General features: G+C 49.2%; 14 protein-coding genes. 10 read left to right on the forward strand and 4 right to left on the reverse strand.

Annotation, left to right across the window (positions count from 1 at the left end; all coding sequences use genetic code 11):
* Positions 1-355: 355 nt before the first annotated feature.
* Both DRW41_RS01680 and DRW41_RS01685 read left to right on the forward strand, forming a co-directional pair.
* Positions 356-1123, forward strand: a complete 768-nt coding sequence (locus DRW41_RS01680) for an ABC transporter ATP-binding protein (RefSeq protein ID WP_115450227.1) — start codon at positions 356-358, stop codon at positions 1121-1123.
* On the forward strand, positions 1110-3029 hold the full coding sequence (locus DRW41_RS01685; protein WP_181884373.1) for an ABC transporter permease: 1920 nt from the start codon (positions 1110-1112) through the stop codon (positions 3027-3029). Before DRW41_RS01680 ends, DRW41_RS01685 begins: the two co-directional genes overlap by 14 nt.
* A gap of 42 nt (positions 3030-3071) precedes the next feature.
* Here the strand turns inward: DRW41_RS01685 and DRW41_RS01690 are convergent, their stop codons facing one another.
* Both DRW41_RS01690 and DRW41_RS01695 read right to left on the reverse strand, forming a co-directional pair.
* Positions 3072-4091, reverse strand: a complete 1020-nt coding sequence (locus DRW41_RS01690; RefSeq protein ID WP_115450229.1) for a sensor histidine kinase — start codon at positions 4089-4091, stop codon at positions 3072-3074.
* Complete coding sequence (locus tag DRW41_RS01695) at positions 4088-4750, reverse strand: response regulator transcription factor (protein ID WP_281272280.1); 663 nt, start codon at positions 4748-4750, stop codon at positions 4088-4090. Before DRW41_RS01695 ends, DRW41_RS01690 begins: the two co-directional genes overlap by 4 nt.
* Before the next feature lie 115 nt (positions 4751-4865).
* On the opposite strand from DRW41_RS01695, the gene DRW41_RS01700 reads away from it, so the two are divergent.
* Positions 4866-5522, forward strand: a complete 657-nt coding sequence (locus DRW41_RS01700; protein WP_115450872.1) for an HAD family hydrolase — start codon at positions 4866-4868, stop codon at positions 5520-5522.
* Positions 5523-5663: 141 nt separating this feature from the next.
* On the forward strand, positions 5664-6200 hold the full coding sequence (locus tag DRW41_RS01705; protein WP_115450231.1) for a DinB family protein: 537 nt from the start codon (positions 5664-5666) through the stop codon (positions 6198-6200).
* Positions 6201-6417: 217 nt separating this feature from the next.
* On the opposite strand, the gene DRW41_RS22780 is transcribed toward DRW41_RS01705, so the two are convergent.
* Positions 6418-6585 carry a hypothetical protein gene (locus DRW41_RS22780; protein WP_181884374.1) on the reverse strand — a complete coding sequence of 56 codons (168 nt, stop codon included), beginning with the start codon at positions 6583-6585 and terminating at the stop codon, positions 6418-6420.
* Between the two features lie 158 nt (positions 6586-6743).
* Here DRW41_RS22780 and cypC point away from each other — a divergent pair, with 158 nt between their 5' ends.
* Complete coding sequence (gene cypC / locus DRW41_RS01710) at positions 6744-8000, forward strand: CYP152 family fatty-acid peroxygenase CypC (protein WP_115450232.1); 1257 nt, start codon at positions 6744-6746, stop codon at positions 7998-8000.
* 168 nt (positions 8001-8168) lie between these two features.
* On the opposite strand, the gene DRW41_RS01715 is transcribed toward cypC, so the two are convergent.
* Positions 8169-9119 carry a Gfo/Idh/MocA family protein gene (locus tag DRW41_RS01715; RefSeq protein ID WP_115450233.1) on the reverse strand — a complete coding sequence of 317 codons (951 nt, stop codon included), beginning with the start codon at positions 9117-9119 and terminating at the stop codon, positions 8169-8171.
* A gap of 247 nt (positions 9120-9366) precedes the next feature.
* Between DRW41_RS01715 and DRW41_RS01720 the strand changes: the two genes are divergently transcribed.
* Genes DRW41_RS01720 through DRW41_RS01740 form a run of 5 tightly spaced genes read left to right on the forward strand, consistent with a single transcriptional unit; the run spans position 9367 to position 17075 of the window.
* Positions 9367-10782, forward strand: coding sequence for an SWIM zinc finger family protein (locus DRW41_RS01720; RefSeq protein WP_115450234.1), 1416 nt, complete (start codon positions 9367-9369; stop codon positions 10780-10782).
* An 11-nt stretch (positions 10783-10793) separates the two neighbouring features.
* Positions 10794-12578 carry a HEAT repeat domain-containing protein gene (locus tag DRW41_RS01725; protein WP_115450235.1) on the forward strand — a complete coding sequence of 595 codons (1785 nt, stop codon included), beginning with the start codon at positions 10794-10796 and terminating at the stop codon, positions 12576-12578.
* Positions 12579-13664, forward strand: a complete 1086-nt coding sequence (locus DRW41_RS01730; protein WP_115450236.1) for an AAA family ATPase — start codon at positions 12579-12581, stop codon at positions 13662-13664.
* Entirely contained in the window at positions 13619-15928 is a 2310-nt protein-coding gene (locus DRW41_RS01735; RefSeq protein WP_115450237.1) for a DUF5682 family protein, read from the forward strand. The genes DRW41_RS01730 and DRW41_RS01735 overlap by 46 nt, the downstream gene beginning before the upstream one ends.
* Positions 15903-17075, forward strand: coding sequence for a VWA domain-containing protein (locus DRW41_RS01740; protein WP_245959310.1), 1173 nt, complete (start codon positions 15903-15905; stop codon positions 17073-17075). The genes DRW41_RS01735 and DRW41_RS01740 overlap by 26 nt, the downstream gene beginning before the upstream one ends.
* The last annotated feature ends 38 nt before the right edge of the window (positions 17076-17113 follow it).

Consider the following 17113-nt stretch of genomic DNA (forward strand, 5'->3'; position numbering starts at 1 on the left):
TAGATTACAAGTCTATTACAAGCGCGGTTGAAAATTCTGAAAATTAACATTTCTATTACTTGTATTTAGAAAAATGGTAGTTTCCTAACCATAAACGCATTGATATAACTGGCTTTTCCGTTCTGTAATCTATTTTCGCCAAGACGGCGTCACTGCCAGTGAAATGTAAATAATCTGTGAAAAAAGTAAAAAAGGCGTGGCGAAAATTTGTAAACATACTGCAAAAAAAATTTTCCCCCTATCTGTTTCTTACAAAATTGTAAGCATGCAAGTTCAAATTGTAAGGGAATCCGATGGATGCCAGAAAAGGATTTTATTACAGTAAAAGTAACAAAAAGATAAACGAGGGATGAAAATGGAATTGGTTTTGGAAGCTGTAGGGATCAATAAGTCGTATGGCGGCAGGGGCAATGTCTTTTCCGCGCTACATAACATTGATGTGAGAATTGAAAAAGGGGAATTCACCGCGATTATGGGGCCTTCGGGAGCGGGAAAAACAACCTTGCTGAACATATTGTCGACGATTGACGTGCCGACTTCAGGCGTTGTAAGAATAAACGGCACGAATGTTCAAAGCTTGAAGGAAGAGGAAGTCAGCAGGTTCAGGCGGGAAAAGCTCGGCTTCATTTTCCAGGATTACAATCTCCTCGACACACTGACAATTGAAGAAAATATCGCCCTGCCGCTCGCTTTGGCCGGCATGCCGCCCGTTGAAATTGCGAGGCGGGCAGCGGAATTCGCAAAAGTATTCGGGATAGAAGAACTCCTCGGCAAATATCCTTATGAGGTTTCCGGCGGGCAGCAGCAACGGGCGTCCGCGGCGAGGGCGCTTGTTGCAAATCCGAGCATCGTCTTCGCGGATGAGCCGACCGGAGCGCTCGATTCAAAATCGGCCTATATCCTCTTGAAGACACTTGAGGAAATCAATAGGAACGAGGGCTCGACAATATTGATGGTAACCCATGACCCTTTCGCGGCAAGCTTTTGCAGCCGAGTCGTTTTTATAAAAGACGGCGGGTTCTTTACTGAACTAAGGAAGGGAAGCCAATCAAGGAAGCAGTTTTTCCAGCAGGTTGTCCATGTGCTGGCTGCCTTGGGGGGTGGACAGATTGAGTCTATTTGAATTGATAAAAAGAAACATCAGTAAAAATTACAGGGCATATTTGGTTTATTTTTATCCGATGGCCTTCAGCATCGTGATTTACTTTACCTTTGTTTCCCTGCAATACAACCGAAAAATCATTGATTCTGCCGCGACCCTTGGCAAAATAGGGCCGGCTTTCATGGCAGCTTCTGCCTTCCTAATGGTTTTCTCTGCGATGTTCATCTTTTATTCCAATAGCTTTTTTATGAAAAAGCGGAAAAAAGAAATTGCCTTATATTCTCTTTTTGGCATGTCGAAAAAAAAGATTGGCCAAATGCTTTTTTTTGAAAATCTGCTTGTCGGCGCCACGGCCCTACTGGCTGGACTTGGCCTTGGCGCGGTTCTTTCCAAATTGTTTGCGATGATCCTAGTAAAGTTGATGGGGATTCCGATCGTTGCGGGCTTCTCATTGTCCGCGGCCCCGGCGGCCCAAACGATAGTAGTGTTCTTTGTCATCCTCTCTGCCGCATCAATTTATAATGCCCGGGTCATCCGGGGAACCACGCTCCGTGAACTTTTCCAGGCAGGGAAACAATCGGAGAAAAAGCCGCATGCCTCAATCGCCGTGGCTGTGTTGTCGCTGCTATTCATTGGTACAGGATATTGGGTCATCCTCCAGCCCGTTTCATCTGGCATCTGGGCGAGCCATGCATGGCTTAAAATCCTTGGATCGCTTGTGAGCATCATTATTGGAACGTTCCTGTTCATCCGGACGTTCATCGTCTATTTACTTTCGGCTCTATCAAAAAAGAGGGCATTCTTCTATAAAGGGGCTAACATCATCAGCACCTCGAATCTGCTGTACAGGATAAAAGGGAATATCGTTGTCCTGTCAATATTGGCGCTCTTATCCACATTCACGCTTTTCCTTATGGGGGTGACGTGGAGCCTGTACGCCAATGTGAATGAAATTTCAAAAGACAATTTTCCGCATAGCTTTATATATACAGTGCAAAATGGGGAGGCTGAAATGGAAATTAATCGGCTATTCGAGGCAAGGGATGATGTGCGTTACAGCCAAAAACTCGAGCCAGTGAAAATGGAAGCGGGTCCGGACTTTTCCGGAAGGTTTCCTCCCGATTATCCGGTCCTGCTTATTCCGGAATCTTCTTTCAGGCAGCTCGCAAGGAAAATGGGGAAGGAAGTGGATATTCAGTTTGCCGATAATGAAGCAGTCGCCTTTTATGATGGCAATCTGAACAGGACCCACGACCCTTATACCGGAAAAGGCATCCGTTTACCGGGTGGAGAAAACGTGACAGTTGCTTCATATCAAAATTATTCGCTCCTGAATCAAGTTATCTTCGCATTCCCGCTCGTCGTCAAGGATGCCGTTTATGAAAAGGTGGTGGAATCTGGGGCGCCGACAACACAGCTGCAGATTTACAAGCTTGGGAAGGAAAAGGCAACAAATGAACTAAGTGAAAAAATCGAAGAAATCCTTTGGAACCATGCGGAGGACCGGAACGAGGTAATTTGGTCAAGTTTTTATAAGGAATATGCCCAGGGAATGGAAACATACGGAATCCTTATTTTTATCAGCGGCTTTCTAGGGCTTGTCTTCCTGATGGCAACCGGCAGCGTCCTCTTTTACAGGCAATTGTCGGAAGCGGCTGCCGACAGGCCGAGGTATCAAATTCTCAAAAAGATTGGCTTCGGCGCGCGGGATATGAAGAAATCAATAAGGGTACAAACATTATTCGTTTTCTCCATTCCAATCGTGCTTGCCCTATCGCACAGTTCTATCCTTATTTCGGCGCTCGCAGGGTTTGCAGGCATCTCGATGGCTGGCCCGTTCATGGTCGTCCTAGGCCTGTATATCGGTCTATATTTGGGCTACTTCTCTTACACATCTGTCCGCTTCTATACACTTGTAAATGACTAGCCATGAGAAAAGGGATGGTTCCTCCATCCCTTTTTTGTGTGGTCATTTTTCATGGTTTTCGGCTTCCAGTCCAAGGTAGGTGGCGCCGCCAGGTATTGGGAAATGGATGCGCGCCTCAGTGAATACGCCCCTTTCGGAATGGATCCTCACCTCATGGCCTAGTTTATCGGCGATTTTTTTTGCGAGAAAAAGCCCCATGCCTGTCGATGAAAAAAGCTCGCGCCCATTTTTACCGGTAAAGCCCTTCTCGAAAATCCTTGGAAGATCCTCGGGCGAAATGCCGATTCCATTGTCGCGGATCGTAATCAATCTTTCCTTAGAAAGGACAGAAACGACAAGTTCCCCACCTGCCGGGGTATATTTTAGCGCGTTTCCGAGCAGCTGGTTGAAAAGGTAGAGAAGGGCTTTTTTGTCTGTGAGCGCTTCAATGTATTCGAAGCGGACTTCCAAATGGATTTTTTTTGCAAAAAAAGCCTTGGAATGGACCTTGAGGGCATCCTTAACGATCTTCCCAATTTCCGTTTCCTGGATTAGGTAGTCATTATTGAAGTCATTCAGCCTGGAAAAATAAAGGGCCTGCTCGACGAAATGTTCAATCCTGTCCATTTCTTCCTCCAGGCTCCCACTCCCTTCGCCAGCCTCATGGAGCATCCTGCTCACGGCGATTGGCGTTTTGATTTCATGAAACCATGAAGTCATGTATTCCATCCATTCCTTTTTCTCCTCATTCGCCATTCTTAGGTCTTCAAGATACGAACGGTAGTGCCTTGTGAGTATGGCGAGATACCATTTTTCTTCGTATGTATGTTTAATACCTTGCCCGCTGGAATGACCACCAGGGTCATAGCTTTCCAATTCTCTTAAAAATGCATTCTTCCTGCGGAAATCGTAGAATAAATAACCCGCGATAATCAGTACGGAAACAAAATCGATATACAAAAGGCTCGCCGGATGGATGGACAGCGAGGGATCTGCAAGGGCGACCGAATTCATAAAGCCGATGATAAGCAGGAAACAGGCGATGAGCGCCTTTTGGCCAGAAATGTATTCACCTGGTTTCATTGTAAAATATACCCTTGCCCTTTTCTTGTTTGGATGGCGCCGGCGAGGCCAAGGCTTTCCAGCTTCCTTCTGAGACGGTTCATATTGACGGTCAGGGTATTGTCATCTATAAAGCTCTCGTCCTGCCACAATGCGCGCATGATTTCATCCCTGCCCACTATTTTTCCCGGCCGCTTCATTAGCATCGCCAATATATAAAATTCATTTTTTGTTAAAATCGCTTCCTTGGCCGCAAACTGGGCGGAGGCCTTTTCAAGATTCAAGAGAAGGCCGTTGTATTCAAGCAAAGCCTTTTCCCGCTGATGGGGCGCCGCCGTTCGCCGCAAGATGGCGTTCAGCTTCGCGACCAGCACGTCGAGCGAAAAAGGCTTCTGGATATAGTCATCCCCGCCGACATTCATGGCCATGACGATATCCATGTTTTCCGACCTCGACGAAATGAACACGATGGGAGCGGATGTCACCTCGCGGATTTTTTTGCACCAGTAAAACCCGTCATAGCTGGGCAGATTGATATCAAGCAAAATGATGTCCGGCTCCAGGCTGGCGGCTTCCTCATCAATGGCATCAAACGATAATGCGGCACGTGGTGAAAAACCCCATTTTTCCAAATGGGCTGCAATGAGCTGCCTTAATTTCGGTTCATCCTCGATAATCATAACTTTTCTCAAAAGGACACCTTCTTCATACCAGGTTTGTATCTATAGTATAGTAGACTTGCCAGTAATTTAGTAGAGTTCCATTTTTTGAAAGTTGATTGGAGGGAGCAGCGTGATCAAGGGAATTATTTTTGACTTTGACGGCCTGATTGTCGATACGGAGTCGCTATGGTATGAGGCATATAAGGAAGTCATGGGGGAATTCAGATGTGAACTCTCATTAGAGGAATTTTCCAAGGTCATTGGGACGACTGACGAAGCATTGAATTCTTATTTTGAAAAAATAACAGGCAAAACAGCCGATGAAGCTGGCCTCCATTTAAAGACGAATGAACTTTACATGCAAAAAGCAGGCGGCCTGACGCTCCGGGAAGGGGTCCGTGAGTATTTGGAGGAAGCTAAAGCTCTTGGACTGAAAATCGGCCTCGCATCCAGCTCACGGAGGGAATGGGTCGAATCGTATTTAAGGAAGTTTGGCATTTTTGATTTTTTTGAAACCATTAAGGCAAAGGAGGATGTTGAAAAGGTAAAACCCGACCCGGCGCTTTACATTCTTGCGCTTGAAAGCCTGGGGATTTCCCCGGAGGAGACTGTCGCTTTCGAAGACTCTTTGAATGGTTCCGCCGCTGCGATTGCGGCTGGCATGGTCTGCGTTATCGTGCCGAACCCGGTCACGAACCACCTGCCATTTCAAAATTACCGGCTTCGGCTTGGATCGATGGCTGAGAAGAGCCTCAAGGATGTTTTGAAAGAAGTCGAACGGACGCTCTAAATAATCAATATCCCCTTCATTTCGGACTGTTTTTTAAAAGGATAGGCTAACAAGGGTTTGAGTTTCAGCGTCTCTTATTTTTGGTAAAGTTATATTGGTCCGTGATATTGTAAAAACAAGAAACTGAGGGGAGTGGTTTTCATGTATAAAAGGCCTGAACAAGGTGAATATGCATCTTGCTTTGAACCGTATATTGCGTTGGTTCCTGAAGGGGACATTGTTTCAATTTTGGAAAGGCAGGCGGATGAAACCGCCATCCTCCTGAAAGGATTGTCGGATGCGCAGGCTTCTTTCAGGTATGGAGAGTCAAAATGGAGCATTAAGGAAGTGCTGGGCCATATGGCGGACTGTGAGCGGATCATGGCGTACCGGTTGTTGACGATTGCGCGAGGGGACGCGGTGCCACTCCCGGGTTTTGAAGAGAACGACTATGTCCGCGAAGCGGGTTTCGACCGGGAATCGCTTGAGTATTTGCTGACCAATTTCCTTGCGGTCCGTTCGGCAACCGTACATCTGGTAAGGTCACTCAGCGAAGAAGCCTGGACAAGGACCGGAAATGCCAATGGCCATCTCGTATCAGTCCGAGCAATCGCCGCCAGCATCGCCGGCCACGAACTCCACCACCGGAAAATCCTGATGGAACGCTACCTCGGCTCGAATGGTTTCCCCGAAGAGTGAAGCGGGGGCCGGATTCAGAGCTTCATTTTGGGAATGAGTGGGGCTGGGGCCTGCCCCGGTGCTTTATTATTACTGAAATTGGATGCAGGCGACGGATACAGCGTTTCATTAGTATGAAATATTTAAAAGGCAGGGGTAATCCCCTGTCTTTTTTTGCTTATCCGGGGCCTTAACCCCTCGATCTCAGGATGATACCCTGTTTAAATGGCGTTTATCATTAAAAATTGGCCCTATTTCCGTGGTCGGCGGTATCATTTAGCCCCAGTTTATTAAGGAGAGGCAAGATATCCGGGTTTTCAGAAGGGATATCCGGGTTTTCAGGAGGGATATCCGGGTTTACAAGACACTTATCCGGGTTTTCAGGCAAGATATCCGGGTTTGACAAATTTTCGACACAATTAGGCCCTCCCCACGGGGCCGGAAATCAGCTAATAATGGCGATTTAACGCGCCTCTAACCAGTGAGAGAGTTTAACAAGGTTCCGGATAGGCAAATATGTATGCAGTAGAATGAACTTATTTTCCCAAAAAGGAGAAGATCGATTTGAACAGTGAAGTTCCGAAAGACCACAGCCTCGACAACAGTTTGGCACTGATGCAGGAGGGCTATGAATTTATCGGGAACCGCTGCAAGAAATATGGCGCGGACCTATTCGAAGCTCGGCTGCTTGGCCAGAAGGTCGTGTGCATGACCGGGGAGGAAGCAGCGAGGATTTTTTATGATAATGAAAAGTTTCAAAGAAAAGGCGCGGCTCCCAAAAGGGTTCAAAAGACGCTATTTGGTGTAAATGCGGTCCAGACAAAGGACGGCGCGGTGCACCAAGGTAGGAAAATGCTGTTCATGGCGCTCCTGTCACCAGACGGAGTTGACGAGGTCCGCAAACAGGCCGAAACGTATTTCCGCGAAGCCGCTACTAGATGGGAAACGATGGACAAGGTGGTCCTTTTCGAAGAGGCAGCAAAAATCCTTTGTAAAATCGCCTGCGAGTGGGCGGGCGTTCCTTTAAAGGACGATGAAGCAAAAAAAAACGCGGAGGATTTCACAGCGATGATCGATGCTTTCGGAGCAGTGGGGCCGCGCCACTGGAAGGGCAGAAGGGCCCGGGCTCGTGCCGAGGAATGGATCACCGAAGTTATCGAGAAGGTCAGGGCAGGGGAACTCGCGGCGAGGGAAGGCTCGGCGCTTCATTCATGGGCTGTGTATCGGGAACCGGACGGGGAACCGCTTGACGCGAAAATGGCCGCGGTGGAACTGATCAATGTGCTAAGGCCGATTGTTGCGATTGCGACTTTCATCTCGTTCAGCGCCCTGGCCCTGCATGAACATCCGGAATGCAAGGAAAAGCTCCGTACGGAAGGCGGCGAATACCGGGAATGGTTTGCCGAGGAAGTAAGGCGGTTTTACCCGTTTGGGCCGTTTGTGGGCGCGAGGGTAAAAAACACATTTACATGGCAAAACTACAATTTTGAAGAAGGTCAGCTTGTCTTGCTGGATATGTACGGAACGAACCACGATTACAGGCTGTGGGAGTTCCCTGATCAATTCCATCCTGAACGGTTCCGGGATTGGGACGGAAACTTATTCAAGTTCATACCCCAAGGAGGCGGGGATCCGGCAAAAGGCCATCGATGCCCGGGCGAAGGCGTTACTGTGGAGGTCATGAAAGTTTGCCAAGATTTACTAGTAAACGGCATCACCTACGATGTACCGGAGGACCAGGATTTAAGCTACAGCCTAGTCCGGATGCCAACACGCCCGGAAAGCGGATTTATCATGGCCAACATTAAGAGGGTTAAATAAGATACATGAAAACTGGGGACGGATCCATTTCCGCAAATATCTAAAGCGGAGGCACCGTCCCCGTTTCACTCATGTAGCCAAAAAATGAAGCGGGATTTAGGGTCCTCCGTTTCAATCACGCTCCCCAATAAAAAGAAGCAGAGGATATGTCCCCTGCCTCACCCTAATTCACTCTTTCAAAAGCTTATCGAGGATCTCTTGCACATCACGTCCGCGTTGGAAGGAAATAATCCGGGCCGGTTGTCCTTCAAATGCTTTTACCAGTTCATCGATGAATGCATGATAACTGTTTGAACCCTCCACTTCAATCCGCTGAAGTGGTTCATTTTTCCTCGCGGCCCACAACTCCGACCAGTTGCGAAGGGAAAGAGTGCCCTCATCTCCATACAAATTAAAACGGAGCTCTTCCTTCATGCCGAGTCCAGACAGCCCGTTGAATAGGACAGGTACACCGTTTGAAAGGCGTCCGCTTGCGATAATGCCTGTTTCGCACCATTCAGGATCATCCGGCAGCTCAAGGGAAGAACGGACATCGCTTATTTTTCCGAACAAATGCAAAATGATTTGGATATAATGCGGGAATACTTCCCGGACGAAGCCGCCTTGATCCCTTGAAGAAATCCAGCTGTTTTGCTGCCATTTGCGCGGCCACTCTTCAAAATGGCAATGAAGTTCAACCCGGCGCAAATTGCCAAGGAACCCATTGCGAGCCAGCCTCTCCAGCTCCAAAAACCCGCCGCCGAAGATCGTCGGAAAATTGACCGCGTGCATCAAACCAGTGGACTCGGCCGCTTCAAGCATTTCGTCCGCTTCAGCCACCGTGCTCGCCAAAGGCTTTTCGCACAGGACATTTTTGCCGGAATGAAGCGCCTCCATTACATACTGATGATGGAACTTTGGCGGTACGGCGATATAAATCAAGTTGATATCAGGGTTGTCAAAAAGAGCCCTGTAGTCAGCCGCAGCAGCTATCCCATATTTTGCGGAGACTTCCGCAAGCCGCTTCGCATTGCCGTCGAACACTTCCAGAACGTCTGCCTCAGGATGCGAGAGGAATGCGTTCATTACGCGCTCGCCAATGCCTCCAGTGCCAATAATGCCAACCTTTATTTTCCCCATAAAAAAATCCCCCTTTAAAAGGCGCCATGCATTTGCCGATTCGGCAAAGCGGGGCCCTCTTAAAAATTCCTAATCCCGGAAATATGTACCTATTTATTTTACCATTGGGAGCTGCCGTGAAGCCAACCGCGAAACACGTCGGAAAATATTTCCGCCTATCTTTTCTATTTACCATCCTCCCCGAGGAAGGTTAAAGTGGTAAAATATTGTTAAAATATTTTTTGAATATTCATAAAGAGGTGGATGTATGCAAGCGTTGACTGAAGCGTATGTGGACTCCCTGGCCCCGAATGCCGCCGCGATTAAGAACGGCTGGGGGCTCGTCAGGAAAAATCAGTTCCAAAACATGCATAGGAGCCCCGATGGAACCCTTCTATTTGGGGAATGCAAGGGCAGCGGGAAAAATCCTTACATAACCTCCGCGGATTTCAGTGGCGGCCAGCCGGTTTTCCGGTGCAGCTGCCCGAGCCGCCAGTTTCCTTGCAAGCACTCCCTTGGCTTATTGTACGCATACATAAATGGCTCGACTTTTACAGAGGCCCCGATACCCGGGGATATAGCGGCAAAACGAGAAAAGGCCGCGGAACGTGAAGAAAAGAAAAAGAAACAAACAAAAACCCCAAGAAAGACCAACAAAGCCGCGCTTGAAAAGAAGTTGAAGGCTCAGCTTGAAGGGCTTCGCCTATTGGAAAAGCAAATCGGACAGCTTTTGGCGGCCGGCATCGCTTCCATCAGCCCGAAAAAACTAAGCCAGCTTGAAGATACAGCGAAACAGCTTGGCAACCATTATTTAAAAGAGGCTCAGAATGAACTGAGGGATTTTTCCTTGCTGTGGGGGAAGAAACTTTCCGAAGAACGGCTTTATCAGATGGCTTATGAAAAACTGATCCTGCTGCACTCACTTTGCAAAAAAGGAAGCGTCCATCTTGAACGCCGCCTTGAGGATGAAAACCTTACGCCAGACACTGCCTCTTCGATTGAGGAATGGCTCGGGCATACATGGCAGCTTGCCGAGCTGAAAGAACTCGGGCTTGTCCGCCAAGATGCAAGGCTTGCCCAGTTGTCTTTTTCCTCCATCCGCCACGATGCGCGGAAAGAGTTTATCGATGAGGGAATTTGGATCGACCTTGCCGGCGGTGGACTTTTCTGCACAAAAAACTACAGGCCGTTTAAAGCATTGAAGCATGTCAAGGAAGAAGATTCCATCATGGAAATGCTCTGTACAAACGAGTTGTTCATTTACCCTGGAGAGGGAATCCGCAGGGTTCGCTGGAATGAGTACAGCTTCCAAGGCAAACCGGATTTGGCGATGGTAAAGGGATTTGCCAGGGAAAACGTGGCGGATGTAATAAAAGAGGTGAAAAATCTCCTGAAGCAGCCATTGGCTGATAAGCATCCGGTTGCTTTTGTAGCCTATGAAAGAGTCGGCCTGGCTGATGGGGACTGGCTGCTTGAGGATCGGCAAGGGCAGCGGCTATCCTTGGTGGAAGGTCCGGATGAAGGACCCAACAATTCACTGGACCTGCTAAAACTTCTCCCTGAGAAATACACCCGAAACGGGGCGATGCTTGTCCGGTTTTATTCAGACCTTCTAACCGGGAGGCTAGGGGCTCAGCCGTTGGCAGTCATTACAGAAGACCGGCATATCCGGCTGGTTGGATAGGGGGTAAGGCTATGAGCATACAGGCATTATATGAATTGCAGGAAGAAACAAGGAGGCTCGCTATAGCAGGGAGCAGCCTGGCGATTGGCGATGCAAAGGTGAAAGCGATCATTCCTATTTTGAAAAAACTTGGCGAGAGGGCGCCGGTATTTAAACGCCTTTCAGAACTGGCTGAAACACTCGTTACGGATGAATCGAACTCCGCGGAAAATTTGCTGGAGTTATCTGGATTGCTGGCATCGGTATTATATACGATGGGAACAACAGGAAAAGAAGGCGAACTGGCCCAAGGCGAAGGCGGCATTGAGCTGCCGACCGATCTGTCCTGGCTTGAATTGCAACCCTTGATGCATGCGCTTGAAACAAAAGGGTATGGACGGACGGAAATCATACAGGAGGCGGTTAAGTCGGGAAAATTCCGTGATTTGCGCCTCGTTTTGCCGTTTATTAACGGCCTTGAGGATTCCTATCCGGAGATTGGTATTTTCATAGCCGAAAACGTTCTGCCCCGTTTTGGAAAAGAGGCCCTCCCGTTTATTGAAGAATCATTTTCAATGAAAGGGAAAGCTGGTGACGGGAAAAAACTGAAGGCCATCCATGGCATTTTGGGAAACGAAGGACTGCCGTTTTATCTTGAATGCCTCGAAAACGGTTCTCCGCAAATTAAGGAAGCGGCGCTTGAGTTACTGGCCAACTATGATGAGGCCGAGGAGGCAATTCTTGAACAAACCACAGCGAAGAGGGCGGAAACAAGGCGGGCGGCTTATTCGGCATTGGCAGCGAGGGGTACTGCCGCGGCTCTTAAACGCCTCAGTGAAGCTGTTGAGTCTAAAGACCAGGAGATGATTCTTCAGATTGCCAGAGCAAATCCTTCCCCCGGAATAGCAGATGCCTTGCTTGGTTTTGCTGAAAAAACACTCAAGGCTTATCTTGATGGAAGTAAGCGGGAAATGGCGGATTTGCTGTCATCCGCAATCTGGAGCCTGGATGGTGGCAAGAGTAAAGGCGTTATCGAGTTCTTGAAAAAAGTTGCCGCTGAACCACGTGTTTCTACGGAACTATCAAAGGACGCGGCAAGAATCCTGCTCCAAAAGCAGGTGTATGAAATAAGGGAGTTTATTGAGTTTCTCTGCCATCTTCCGAAAAAGGAACATTTCGCTGATTTATCCTTCCTTGCGTCCTTATCGATCAGGACTCCGGATGATGTGTATTCCAGGTACGCGAAATTTGTTAAGAAATCGCGGAAAGATCCCGCTGGCGGGGCCATTCTCGAAACCATCGATAAGCTTATTTCATTCGAGCCTACCCTTCAGGAATTTGACCAGGAATACAGGTGGCAAGCCTATAGGAATACGGAGGATAGTGAAGATGAAAAAATTGCGTGGATTGATAGATGGCTTCCGCTATTTATCGACCTTGACGAGGAAAACCTCGTTTTCCGATTTGCCCGGAAAATCCATGGCAAGGAACATCTTAAGTACGTGCTGGATAAGCTTGCCCTCAATCCCTATTTTTCAAGCAAGCGGGGGATGATGGCGATGGTGTCACTCATCCAGGCAGGGTATGAAAACACCTTCGAAGTTCTTGTCGATACGTTGAAAAAGACAGACCAAAATATGAAATCGGTTCAGTTCCATTTCCGGGGAATACGAGACAATCTTGGCTTGTTCGCCTGTTTGCCTGCATCCTATTCAACTGAATTGGAAAGGATCGCGGAATCTAAAATCGAACACGAGCTTTTAAAGGAAAGGCTTTCTGAAATTGCAAAGGAAATGCGGAACAGGGAGGAATTATAAATGGCCGAGTTGCTGCGCCTGCCGGCGGAAAAATTATACGCGGAAGAATTAGAGATTATTAGAAAGGAAGATACAGGGGCGGTCCCGGCCGGCTGGGCCATGTCCCCACGAGCAGTATTCACCTTCATCGCTGGGGGAATGGCCGGGAAAAAAGAAATCCTCCCAAAATACATAGGGAACAAACGGCTGATTGAAATGGCAATCGCGACGCTTGTGACGGACAGGGCGCTTCTTTTAATCGGCGAGCCGGGAACCGCGAAATCGACTTTATCAGAGCTTCTCGCGGCCGCGATACACGGTGATTCTGGGAAAATCATTCAGGGCACGGCCGGGACGACGGAGGAACAAATCCGGTACAGCTGGAATTATGCCATGCTCCTCGCCAATGGCCCTTCCCGCGACGCGCTTGTGAAAAGCCCAGTCTACCGGGCGATGGAAACGGGGACGATCGCCCGTTTTGAAGAAATTTCCCGCTGCCCATCGGAAGTGCAGGACGCATTGATTTCAATCCTTTCGGAAAAAAGCATGACAATCCCCGAGCTTGGGGAGGAGGTTTCAGCGGTCAGGGGATTTTCCATTATTGGGACAGCAAATACAAGGGACAGGGGCGTAAATGAAATGTCCTCGGCCCTGAAGCGGCGGTTCAACATTCTGGTGCTTCCCGCTCCGGGCGATATTGAAACGGAAATGGATATCGTAAGGAAACGGGTTGGCGAGCTTTCATCACAGTTCCAGCTTCAATCCGAATTGCCGGGCGAGGAACTTGTGGAAAAAGTGGTCACCATATTCCGGGAACTAAGGGCAGGGATGACATTCGACCGGAAGGAAAAGCTTAAAGCCCCGAGCGGCGTCATTTCGACAGCTGAAGCTATTTCTCTTTTAACAAACAGCATGGCCTTGTCGGGCAGTTTCGGGTCGGGAAGGATTACCGAGGAAGATGTTGCGGCGGGATTGCAGGGAACCATTGTAAAGGATGAGGAGAAGGACCGGCTTGTGTGGAAGGAATATCTTGAAAATGTCATGAAGAAAAGGGGATCGGGATGGAGGAAGCTGTATCTTGCCTGCAGCGAGATGAACCAGGCATGAAGCCGCATGTATTCGGGGTGCGCCATCTGTCGCCAGCGTCCGCCTGGCATATTGAAGCTTTTTTGGATGCGATTATGCCGACAGCGGTCCTTGTCGAAGGTCCGGCCGATATGTCAGGGCTGATTCCGGATATTGTAAGGCAAAGGACAAAACCGCCAATCGCCGCTTTGGCTTACACCGAAGAGCTTCCCATTGATACGATTCTTTATCCGCTCGCTGGCTACTCGCCGGAATACAGGGCGTTAAAATGGGCGGCCAGCAAGGGGTGCCATTCGGAATTCATTGATTTGCCTGCGAAATATTCGTTTGTGGTCCACAGGCGGGAAGAAACCGAGGAGCGGGAGGAGGGCGAAGCAGGCGGGGAGCGCCACTCCGTATACGAAGAGCTTGCCCGTTTGGCGGGGGAGCAGAATTATGAATCGTACTGGGAAAGGTCTTTTGAACAAATAAGAGGCCTGGAAGGTTTCTTTTCGGCGATGGCCGCGTTCTCCTCGGAGCTCCGTTCCCTGGCGGAAAAAACAGACAGCCAAAAGGAGCAGGACTATAACAATCTCCGGGAAGCGTATATGCGGAGAAAGATAGCCGAAGTTATCGCCGCGGGGCATCATCCGGAAAAAATCGTCGTTGTGACCGGTGCGTTCCATATAAAAGGGATTCTCGAAGAAACAGGGGAACTGACCGATTTTTCAAAACTGCCCTCTGTCCCGATAAAAATGACCCTTATGCCTTACTCAAATTTCAGGCTCTCCTCCCAATCAGGATACGGAGCGGGAAACCATGCTCCGTCGTATTTTTATATGATGTGGCAGTGCCTACGGGAAGCGGATCATGAAAAACTTCCATTTTATTATCTTTCTTCTTTGGCGGCGGAACTCCGGAAATCCGGAACATTCCGCTCGACCGCGGAAGTAATGGAAGGAACGAGGCTTGCTTATGCGCTCGCATCTTTCCGGAACGGAAGCCCGACACTCCAGGATTTAAGGGATGCCGCCATCATGTGCCTCGGCCACGGGAATTTTTCTGTCATTGCGGATGCGTGCGCGAAAATTGAAGTGGGGACGGCAATCGGTGAGCTGCCCGATGGAGTGATCCAGGCGCCTGTCCAAGAGGATTTTACGAGACGGGTCAGGGAGCTGAAGCTGGAAAAATATAAAACTTCTTCTCTTTCGGAACTCAGGCTGGATTTGCGCGAAAACCGGCGGGTCAAAAGCAGCGAAGCCGCGTTTCTCGACCGGAACAGGTCATTCTTTTTCCATCAGCTGAATGTCTTGGGCATTGGTTTTGCAAATCAGTCCGGCTATAAGCAGGATCAGGCGTCGTGGGCGGAGCAATGGAATCTTCGCTGGACGCCCGAGTCGGAAATTCGCCTCGTCGAAACGACCCTGCTTGGAGACACAATCGAGCTTGCTACGGCCTTTGTTTTAAAAGAAAGGCTTGCGAACGCGCAGAATGTATCGGAAGCTTCCTCGGTGATTAGGGACAGCTGGCTGTGCGGGATGATGGAGATGATGGAGGAGGCGAGGGCGGCTGTCGCGGCGCTTGGGGCCGAAGCGGCGGATTTCCCGGAAACGGCCGCCGCTGTTGGGCAGATTGCATATGTCCTTCAGTTCGGGGATGTAAGAGGATTTGATACCGGCATGCTTAAACCGCTCGTTGCAAGGCTGTTTCTGCGGGGTGCCTTGCTTCTTCCGGGTTCTTCCGGCTGCAATAATGAAGCCGCCAAGCTTGTCTTGAAGGGGATTCAGGAAATGGACGAAACGGCAGCCCAGCTATATAAGGAGATAGATGAGCCCCTTTGGCTGCAAACCTTAAGGGAAATCTGTGAAAGGGACGATTTGAACCCGGTTTTATCAGGCTATTGCTGCGCGCTGCTGTTGGAGAAAAATGAAATTGGCCCGGAAATGCTGGAACAGGAAGTTTCAAGAAGGCTTTCACCCGGTATCCCGGCGGATCTTGGCGGCGGTTGGTTCGAGGGATTATGCCTCGGTAATAAGTATGCGCTCCTGTCCAGAGCGTATTTGTGGGAAAAAGTCGATCGCTATATCGCCACGCTTACGGACGAAGAATTTTTAAGGGCGCTGGTATTTTTACGTCGGGCTTTCAGTACTTACAACGCCGGGGACAGATCGAAAGTCGCCGAAATCCTCGCCGAAAGCTGGGGGCTGAACGTACAGCAGGTAAGCGAACAGCTAAATGAGGAGTTAACTGAAAAAGAAGAGTCGGTGCTCGACCAACTAAATGATTTCGATTTTGGGGACTGGTGAAATGGGAACTCAACAAAAGCGCTGGCGGCTCATACTTGGGCAGGCGGCAGAAAAGGATTTGGCGGGTTCGGACGCCCCTTCGCTTTTAAGCGAAGAAGAATTGCTCATGGACGAAGCCCTTGCCGCTCTTTACGATCCAGACCGGACGGGAGGGCTCGGGCAATCGGGCGGCATCCGGCTGGCCAAATGGCTTGGGGACGTCCGGGCTAGTTTTCCGTATGACGTTGTCTCGGTCATCCAAAATGACGCGATAGAAAGGAAGGGTTTGTCCCAGCTCCTTTTTGAACCCGAAACGCTCCGGACGGTAAAACCGAGCATTGAAATGGTCGCAGCGCTAATGGCGCTGAAAGGGAAGATCCCCGAGCGGACGAAAGATGCGGCCAGGGAACTTGTCAGCTCCGTTGTAGAGGATATTAAAAAGCTCCTTGAAAACGATATCCGGCGGGCTGTTAAGGGAGCGCTGAACAGGAGGGAACGGACACTGCTGCCGGGCGGGCCACAGAGCATTGACTGGAACTACACAATCCGAAGGAATCTAAAAAACTATCAGCCTGACAGAAAGACCATTATCCCGGAGCGTTTTTACTTTTTTGACCGAAAGAAAAACTCCCATCATTGGACAATCATCCTTGATATCGACCAAAGCGGCTCGATGGCGAATTCAGTCATTTACGCCTCGATCATTGGCTCCATTTTTGCAAGCATCCCGGCCTTGAAAACCCATGTGGTCGCATTTGATGACAAAGTAGTCGACCTCACGGAACAGGCCAATCTTGACCCGGTCGACCTCCTGTTCGGGATTCAACTAGGCGGGGGAACGGATATTAATAAGTCGCTTGCCTATTGCCAGGCTTTTATCGAAGATCCGTCAAAAACCATTTTTATCGTCGTGACGGATCTATACGAGGGAGGAAACCAGGCGGGGATGCTCCGCCGGATGAAAGAAATGCATGAATCGGGGGTAACTGTTCTTACCCTGCTGGCTTTATCCGACCAGGGCGTCCCGAGCTATGATCAAGGAAACGCCACAAAGCTCGCGGCAATGGGCATCCCATGCTTTGGCTGCAGCCCAAACCTCCTTCCCGAACTGCTCGAAGACATCCTAAAAGGCAACAGCCTGGCAAAATGGACCAAAGAAAAAAAGTGAACCAGGGGAGTATTCGCCGCTTCATGCCAGGTTAGCAG

The sequence above is a fragment of the Neobacillus piezotolerans genome (assembly GCF_003362805.1).
GTDB classification, from domain to species: Bacteria; Bacillota; Bacilli; order Bacillales; family Cytobacillaceae; genus Bacillus_D; species Bacillus_D piezotolerans.